This window comes from Paenibacillus sp. 2TAB19 (assembly GCF_052115185.1).
GTDB lineage: Bacteria > Bacillota > Bacilli > Paenibacillales > Paenibacillaceae > Pristimantibacillus.
Window position 1 is genome coordinate 1 of the sequence record NZ_JBFRGE010000139.1, and the last position, 8,288, is coordinate 8,288.

Sequence of the window (8,288 nt, forward strand, 5' to 3'; positions counted from 1 at the left end):
TACTTGGACCGCAGGGTCCTGGGAGAGTAGGACGTCGCCAAGCACGAGGAACCAACCGCATGTAGATGCGGTTGGTTTTTTGTTGTGCGCAGAAATGGCGACTTACCTCTCCCAGGCTGGGAGAGTAACTGAACCTTCGATCGATGAAAGGGCGAAGAAGCAGGCCCGGCCATAGAGGAAGCTTCAGATGCCGACCTCGAAGTATGCACAAGTAGTCTATTCAGCCGGTGCGGAATGGCCGTCGCCAAGCACGAGGAACCAACCGCATTCTACATTCGGTTGGTTTTTTGTTGTGCGCAGAAATGGCGAGGAAGCACAAGTAGCCTATTCAGCTCGATGCGGAAAGGCCACCGCGAGACACGAAAGACCTATCGGATCTACATGCGGTATTTTTTTTCGTTGTTTAAGCGTATGCTCACGAATCCAATAAACCTTATTTGCTTCAAACCAGCTAATTTTCCGATTTTAAGAATTCTGATATCCCTATTTGACTCCAAAGTACCGAAATATGCATCAAAGCTATTGAATAAGAACTGCTGGATTCGTTACATACTCATAGGAGTCGTGAAATGTTGAATAGAGTGATTAGTATTCTTTATCTCATTTAAAAAAGCGACGCCGGAAAAGGGGAGATTTCTACCGCATATAGTAGCCACTCTTCTTTTGTTATATGATGGTGATAATTGGAGGCGATATGAGATGGAGCGAAAAATTGTAATTGTTCAGATGAAGGAAGAGTTATATGATGCGAGCATAGCATTATCCCAGTTTGCCTTTCAGTATGTCCGATCGCCTGAAGAGATTGAGCGGACGAAGCAGCAGTTCTTAGCAGAACCCGCTGTGAAGTGGGCTGCAATCGTAGATGGAAAGTTTGCAGCGCAAGCTGCGGTGTTCGATCTGCACACCTATATCGGAGGAAAGAGATTTGCAATGGGTGGAGTGGCTGGTGTAGCTACTTGGCCGGAGTATCGTAGACAAGGCTTAGTTGCTAAGCTGCTTGTACATGCGCTAGAGGGGATGAAGGATAGAGGTCAGAGTATATCGTTTCTGCATCCATTCGCATTTGCTTTCTACCGGAAGTTCGGTTGGGAGACGTATACCGAATATAAGTCTTACACCATCCGCATCGACCAATTGCCTGCAAGGCAACCAATCAATGGACGAATCGAAAGAGTGAGCATGGAGGTATCAGCCAGTGTAATAGGTCAACTGTACGAAGCTTATGCTTCCAAGTACAACGGAACGTTGGCACGTAGCGAGCTATGGTGGGATTACCGGGTCAACAAACGCAAGCCTGGTCAGACTGCTGTTTATTATGATAATGCGGACAAGCCCCAAGGCTATATTCGTTATGAAGTGAAAAATAGTCAGATGACGATACATGAGTTGGTCTATCTTAACGAGGAGGCGCGCAGCTCGTTATGGTCATTTATAGCTCAACATGATTCGATGATAGAGCGAGTAACGATAACGGCGCCGTCCGACGATCAGTTGCCATTCCTATTAGATAATCCACGCATCCAGCACGAGACGATTCCGTACTTTATGGCGCGTATTGTTGATGTTGCAGCTTTTGTGGAGCAATATTCGTTTGAGGCGGCGGATTATGAGGATCATATTGTGATTGCAATTAAGGATGAGCATGCGCCATGGAATAATGGACTCTATATGCTGGGCATCGCCGAATCAGGTAAAGCTAGCCTTGCTCCCTATGAATATTCTGCGGCAAATAATGGTCAAAACAGCGTTGAACTCAGTATTGGCACATTAACGACGATACTTCTAGGTTATATGAACATATTGCATTTATACCAATATGGCCGAGTCCAAGGAGACGAGTCCATTATAAACCGCTTACAGAACCGTATTCCCGAACGAAACACGTACTTAATGGACTTTTTCTGATAAAATATGGCCATTTTGGCTAACAATCTGCACAAATTACTGACGTGCACGCTGTTTTGTTCAGCCTTGACAGCCCCTACCCCCTCTGCTAATATTGCAATAATATACGTGAGAGGTACTGAAAATAAGGGAGGAACATACTCGTGTGGGAAACAAAATTCGCCAAAGAAGGGCTTACGTTTGACGACGTACTGCTTGTTCCGCGCAAATCAGAAGTGCTACCAAGGGAAGTTGACATCTCGATTCGATTAAGCGACAGCGTTAAGCTGAATATTCCGCTCATTAGCGCAGGCATGGATACAGTTACGGAATCGGCATTGGCGATTGCTATAGCTCGTGAGGGCGGTATCGGTATTATTCATAAGAATATGTCCATCGCACAGCAAGCGGAAGAGGTTGACCGCGTAAAACGTTCGGAAAGCGGCGTTATTACTAACCCGTTCTCGCTGACACCTGAGCATCATGTTTACGACGCTGAGGAGCTTATGGGCAAATACCGTATATCCGGCGTACCGATTGTGGATAACAACAAGAAGCTTGTTGGTATTCTGACTAATCGGGACTTGCGTTTCGTACACGATTATTCCATTAAAATTAGTGAAGTCATGACGCACGAGAATCTTGTGACGGCGCCTGTTGGCACAACGTTGCAAGAGGCCGAAGGACTTCTGCAAAGACATAAGATTGAGAAGCTGCCTCTGGTTGATGAAGAGAACACGCTCAAAGGTCTTATTACCATTAAAGATATCGAGAAAGCGATCCAATTCCCGAATGCGGCAAAGGATAAGCACGGTCGTCTGCTTTGCGGAGCGGCGGTAGGCATCTCGAAAGATACGATGGATCGCGCAGAAGCGCTTGTGCAATCGGGTATCGACGTACTTGTCGTTGATTCGGCGCATGGTCATCATATAAATATTCTTGAAGCGGTTCGCAAGCTGCGCGCAACGTACCCGGATCTTACGATCATTGCAGGCAACGTTGCAACGGGTGAAGCTACGCGTGACTTGATCGAAGCAGGAGCATCGGTCGTTAAGGTCGGTATCGGTCCTGGTTCGATCTGTACGACTCGCGTTATTGCAGGTATCGGCGTTCCGCAAATTACAGCAATCTACGATTGTGCATCGGTAGCACGCGAATACAACGTTCCAGTTATCGCTGACGGCGGTATCAAGTATTCCGGTGACATTACGAAAGCAATCGCAGCTGGCGCAAGCGTCATTATGATCGGCAGCTTGTTCGCGGGAACGGCTGAGAGCCCTGGCGAGACGGAAATTTTCCAAGGCCGCAGCTTCAAAGTATACCGTGGCATGGGATCGCTTGGCGCGATGAAAGAAGGCAGCAAGGACCGTTACTTCCAAGAGAACGAGAGCAAGCTCGTTCCGGAAGGCATCGAGGGCCGCGTACCTTACAAAGGGCCGCTAGCCGATACGGTTCACCAATTGCTCGGCGGACTTCGTTCGGGTATGGGTTATTGCGGTACGGCTTCGCTTGAAGCGCTTCGCAACGACACGCAATTTGTACGCATTACGGGTTCGGGTCTCCGTGAGAGCCATCCGCATGACGTTCAAATTACGAAAGAAGCACCAAACTACTCTCTATAATAGACCCGACTAACGGGATAACAGCCAGACAGGGATTTGCGTATACTACGCTTGTCCTTGTCTGGTTTTCTTTGATGTGCAATTCCCTTATAATTGGTGAGAGATTACTCATTTAGGTAACTGTTCAAAGAGGTTTAATTGTATTGGTTTGTTATGTTACAATTAACAACGGACAATCCAAGTGGGAAAAGGGGAGACGACGTTGAAGGTTATGGTTAGACCGGTTCGGTTTTTGTCGGTCATCGCTGCAAGTTTGGCGATTTGGATGGTAATGCTATCGTTTAATACTGCGGTAGTAGAGGCGCAAGGTTACGATAATAGACCAAGTACGGAAAACTCACTAGGATTGCAGGTTAAATCGGCAATACTGATTGATGCGGACACCGGCCAGGTGTTGTTCCAGGTGAACAAGGACGAGCCGCTGCCGCCAGCGAGTATGACGAAGCTTATGACAGAGTATATCGTGTTAGAGGAAATTAAGGATGGCCGCTTAAAATGGGATCAGATCATTTCGGTAAGCCCAGAAGCTGCAGATACAGAACCTTCGGAATCGCAAATATATTTGGCTGAGGGCGACCAGCACTCGGTCAGGGACTTATATATAGCAATGGCAGTTGGATCAGCTAATGACGCGACTCGCGCGCTTGCAACGGAAATTGCAGGCACAGAGCAAGCTTTTGTCGACAAAATGAACGAAACGGCTAAAAATCTTGATCTCAAATCAGCCGTATTCACAAGCGCAACGGGCTTCGAACCGAATACCGTTATTTCGGTATCCGATGTGGCGAAGTTGTCGCAAATTATTTTGAAAGAGCATCCAGAGTTTTTGGAATTCTCCAGCATGCAGGAATACAAGTTCCGTCCGCGCGACACAGCGCCGATGGTTAACTTCAACTATATGCTTGGCGCTAATAAGAACAAGTCGGGTCTTGCTTTCTTAGCCTATGAGGGCGTTGACGGCATGAAGACCGGCTTTATCGAAGAGGCGGGCTACAACTTCACAGGTACGGTAAAACGCGGCGATATCCGTTTCATTAGCGTTGTTATGGATACGGCTACGAAAAACTCGCGTTTCCAAGAAACGGCGAAGCTGTATAACTACGCATTCAGCACTTTTGAGAAAAAGACGGTATTGCCGCCGAAATCTGTGGTAGAAACGATCCAATCGGTAAAAGTTAAAAAAGGCGCAAAAAAGAGCGTAAATGTCGTAACGGACAAAGACATTACATTCATGGTTAAGAAAGGCGTCGAGCCTAAGGTCGAGCTCATCGGCAGCCAAGTGAAGTCGGAAGATGAGCTTGTTGCTCCGATTCCAGCTGGAACGGCTGTAGGCACAGTGACTTATAAGTATACCGATGCCGAACTGAACATCACGACCGAGTACACGGTTAACTTGGTGACGACGGATGAAGTGGCGAAAGCCGGCTGGTTCAAGCTGATGTTCCGAGCAATTGGCGAGTTTTTCTCCGGATTGTTTAACGGGATCATCAATATGTTCTAATTGTTTGCCTCGCGAGGCAAATCTAGGGTTGTCGATTAATCGGGCTTCCTGTAAAATCAATGGTTAGTACAACTTCGGCAAGAAACAATGACAATGGTCGAAAATAGGAGGATTTGTAGGATGGAAACAGGTACATCGCGCGTAAAACGCGGAATGGCAGAAATGCAAAAAGGCGGCGTCATTATGGACGTCATGAACGCTGAGCAAGCAAAGGTAGCAGAAGCAGCAGGTGCAACGGCAGTTATGGCACTTGAGCGCGTACCTTCCGATATTCGTGCAGCAGGCGGCGTAGCCCGTATGGCTGACCCGACAATCGTCGAAGAAGTGATGAAGGTTGTTTCGATACCGGTTATGGCGAAAGCACGTATCGGTCACTATGTTGAAGCAAAAGTGCTCGAGTCGATGGGCGTTGACTATATCGATGAGTCGGAAGTATTGACTCCAGCAGATGAAATTTTCCACATTAGCAAAAACGAGTTCACGATTCCGTTCGTATGCGGAGCGAAGGACCTTGGCGAAGCTCTTCGTCGTATCCAAGAAGGTGCAGCAATGCTTCGTACGAAAGGTGAACCGGGAACAGGCAACATCGTTGAAGCGGTTCGTCACCTTCGTCTCATTAACGGCCAAATTCGCAAAGTACAAGGCTTGTCGAAGGACGAGCTCTACAATGAAGCGAAAGTTCTTGGCGTACCTTATGACCTGCTTCTTCAAATTCACGAGACAGGCAAGCTTCCTGTCGTTAACTTCGCAGCTGGCGGCGTAGCAACACCATCTGACGCAGCGCTTATGATGCACCTTGGCGCTGACGGCGTATTCGTTGGATCCGGTATCTTCAAATCCGACAGCCCTGAGAAATTCGCTCGCGCTATCGTTGAAGCTACAACGCACTACCAAGATTACAAATTGATTGCGGAAGTATCCAAAAACTTGGGAACGCCAATGAAAGGCATTGAAATTTCCAAGCTTGATTCTTCGCAACGCATGCAAGATCGCGGTATCTAAATTTCAGAATTCATATAGTGAGTAATACGCGGACGCCGGCTTTGTGCAGATTATTGCGCGGCCGGCTTCAGCTTCGTAAAGGAAGGCGATTGGGTCATGAAGATTGGCGTACTTGCGCTTCAAGGCGCGGTGGCAGAGCATATACGAAGTTTGGAGGCGGCGGGCGCGGAAGCGGTCGCCGTTAAGCGAGTCGAGCAGCTTGAAGAGCTTGAGGGGCTTGTAATCCCCGGCGGAGAGAGCACGACGATCGGTAAGCTGATGCGCCAATACGGCTTCATTGATGCCGTAAGAGCGTTCGCTGGACAAGGAAAGCCATTATTCGGCACTTGCGCAGGTCTTATTGTACTCGCAGAAGAGATTGAAGGCCAAGAGGACGCGCATCTGCGCCTCATGGACATGACCGTGGCAAGAAATGCATTCGGCCGCCAACGGGAAAGCTTCGAGACGGATCTCGATGTGAAAGGGATTAACGAGCCGATCCGTGCCGTATTCATCCGTGCGCCGCTTATTAAGAAGGTAGGCAAGGACGTTGACGTATTGTCTACATACAAGGACGAGATCGTGACGGCAAGACAAGGCCATCTGCTTGCGGCATCGTATCATCCGGAATTGACGGACGATTATCGTCTGCACGCTTATTTCGTCGATATGGTGAAGGAAGCGGCAGCGAGCAAGGCTTAGATTGTAGGGGGGTTAACTAACGTGCTTGACGTGAAGCTGTTAAGAAATGAATTCGAGAAGGTTGAGCAGGCGCTTCGCAACCGCGGCGCATCGCTTGATCTTATTGCTGGTTTTCCGGTCTTGGATAGTAAGCGCCGCGAGCTGATTACAGAGACGGAGCAGCTGAAGAATCGCCGCAATGTTGTATCGCAAGAGGTTGCCAAGCTGAAGAAGTCGGGCGGCGACGCAGAAGCTCTTATCGTGGAGATGAGAGAAGTAGGCGATCGCATCAAGGAGCTTGACGAGGAGCTGCGCGTACTTGAGGTTCAAGTAGACGAACTGACGCAGGCGATTCCGAACATTCCAAGCGAGACGGTTCCAGTCGGCGCATCGGAAGAAGATAATGTAGAAATTCGCAGAGTCGGCGAGCTTCCATCTTTCGCGTTCGAACCAAAGCCGCATTATGAGTTGGCTCAATCGCTGAACATTCTAGACTTCGAGCGTGCGGGCAAAGTAACGGGATCGCGCTTCACGTTCTATCGCGGCCTTGGCGCGCGTCTAGAACGCGCTCTGATCAGCTTCATGATGGATCTGCACAGCGATCAGCATGGTTACGAGGAAGTATTGCCTCCGTACATCGTTAACCGCGACAGCTTGTTCGGAACAGGACAGCTGCCGAAGTTCGAAGAGGACTTGTTCAAACTGTCTGACTCTGATTATTTCCTGATTCCTACGGCTGAAGTACCGGTGACGAATCTTCACCGGGATGAGATTCTCTCGGCTGAAGATCTACCCAAATATTTCGTCGCTTACAGCTCATGCTTCCGTTCTGAAGCAGGCGCAGCAGGTCGCGATACACGGGGCTTGATTCGCCAGCATCAGTTCAACAAGGTTGAGCTTATTAAGCTGACGAAGCCGGAAGAATCGTACGACGAGCTCGAGAAGATGACGGCTAATGCGGAGAAGGTGCTTCAACTGCTGGGCTTGCCATACCGTGTTCTAGCGCTCTGTACGGGCGATATGGGCTTCACAGCGGCGAAGACGTACGATCTTGAGGTTTGGCTACCAAGCGCAGGCACATACCGCGAGATCTCTTCCTGCTCGAACGTAGAGGACTTCCAAGCGCGCCGCGCTGCTATTCGTTTCAGAAGAGACGCGAAGAGCAAGCCGGAGTTCGTGCATACGCTTAACGGATCCGGTCTTGCGGTCGGCCGCACGTTCGCGGCGATTGTCGAGAATTATCAGCAAGAAGACGGATCGATTACGATCCCGGAAGTATTACGTCCGTATATGGGCGGCATCAGTTCGATTCCTTCTGCTCAGTAATTTATTGAAATATTGTCCATGGGCCGAAAATAAAGTTGCTTCTCGTTTTTGGCCTGTGGTACAATAGCTTTTGTCACGATTAGATGTGGAGAGGTACCGAAGCGGTCATAACGGGGCGGTCTTGAAAACCGTTAGGGTGCAAGCCCACATGGGTTCGAATCCCATCCTCTCCGCCATATACAAAAAAACAAGTCGATTCCTGAAAAGGAATCGTTTTTTTGTGTATGGCGGGTTGGGATTCGAACGGGGCATCTCCGCTTCACGGCCCGTTCGAATCCCAACCCGCCATACAC

The 8,288-nt window shown here is 48.9% G+C and carries 6 protein-coding genes and 1 tRNA gene; all 7 read left to right on the forward strand.

Annotation, left to right across the window (positions count from 1 at the left end; genetic code table 11):
* The first annotated feature begins 699 nt into the window (after positions 1-699).
* The 7 genes from AB4Z33_RS29815 (at position 700) to AB4Z33_RS29845 (ending at position 8,171) form a co-directional block, all read left to right on the forward strand.
* A complete protein-coding gene (locus AB4Z33_RS29815; protein WP_442053383.1) occupies positions 700-1,905 on the forward strand; it encodes a GNAT family N-acetyltransferase in 1,206 nt (401 codons plus the stop codon).
* Between the two features lie 143 nt (positions 1,906-2,048).
* The gene (gene guaB / locus AB4Z33_RS29820) at positions 2,049-3,506 is read left to right on the forward strand and encodes an IMP dehydrogenase (RefSeq protein ID WP_442053384.1); all 1,458 of its coding nucleotides are present in this window, start codon (positions 2,049-2,051) and stop codon (positions 3,504-3,506) included.
* A 211-nt stretch (positions 3,507-3,717) separates the two neighbouring features.
* A complete protein-coding gene (locus tag AB4Z33_RS29825) occupies positions 3,718-5,007 on the forward strand; it encodes a D-alanyl-D-alanine carboxypeptidase family protein (RefSeq protein WP_442053388.1) in 1,290 nt (429 codons plus the stop codon).
* 120 nt (positions 5,008-5,127) lie between these two features.
* On the forward strand, positions 5,128-6,009 hold the full coding sequence (gene pdxS, locus AB4Z33_RS29830) for a pyridoxal 5'-phosphate synthase lyase subunit PdxS (protein WP_442053385.1): 882 nt from the start codon (positions 5,128-5,130) through the stop codon (positions 6,007-6,009).
* 96 nt (positions 6,010-6,105) lie between these two features.
* Positions 6,106-6,690 (forward strand): pyridoxal 5'-phosphate synthase glutaminase subunit PdxT, encoded by a 585-nt coding sequence (pdxT, locus tag AB4Z33_RS29835; protein ID WP_442053386.1) that lies wholly within the window; start codon positions 6,106-6,108, stop codon positions 6,688-6,690.
* 21 nt (positions 6,691-6,711) lie between these two features.
* Positions 6,712-7,995, forward strand: coding sequence for a serine--tRNA ligase (gene serS, locus AB4Z33_RS29840; protein WP_442053387.1), 1,284 nt, complete (start codon positions 6,712-6,714; stop codon positions 7,993-7,995).
* Between the two features lie 87 nt (positions 7,996-8,082).
* Positions 8,083-8,171 (forward strand) — tRNA-Ser (locus AB4Z33_RS29845).
* Positions 8,172-8,288 lie beyond the last annotated feature (117 nt).